This window comes from Paraburkholderia sp. SIMBA_053, assembly GCF_046534895.1.
In the GTDB taxonomy this organism is placed as follows: domain Bacteria; phylum Pseudomonadota; class Gammaproteobacteria; order Burkholderiales; family Burkholderiaceae; genus Paraburkholderia; species Paraburkholderia caledonica.
In genome coordinates this window covers 1-233 of record NZ_JAWRXU010001799.1, presented here as the reverse complement: position 1 = coordinate 233, position 233 = coordinate 1, and the positions used below count along the sequence as shown (strand labels likewise).

Genomic DNA, 233 nt, shown 5'->3' with positions numbered 1-233 from the left:
CGATCCGCCGATCGATGCACGCGGCGATGGCGTCGCTGGGCACGACGCTCATCGAGGACGTCTCCGTGCCGCGCAGCGCGATGCCCGCCATGTTCGACGAGATCGCGCGCATCGAACGCGAGCACGCGCTCACCATCCCGACGGTGGCGCACGCCGGCGACGGCAATCTGCACCCCAACTTCCTCTTCGAAGGTCCGGACGTGCCGCCCGAGGTGTGGGTCGCGGCGGACGAG

General features: G+C 70.4%; 1 protein-coding gene. It reads left to right on the top strand.

The features are described from left to right. Positions 1-14: 14 nt before the first annotated feature. A partial coding sequence (locus SB753_RS41720; protein WP_410805773.1) for an FAD-linked oxidase C-terminal domain-containing protein occupies positions 15-233 on the top strand: 219 nt, incomplete at its 3' end.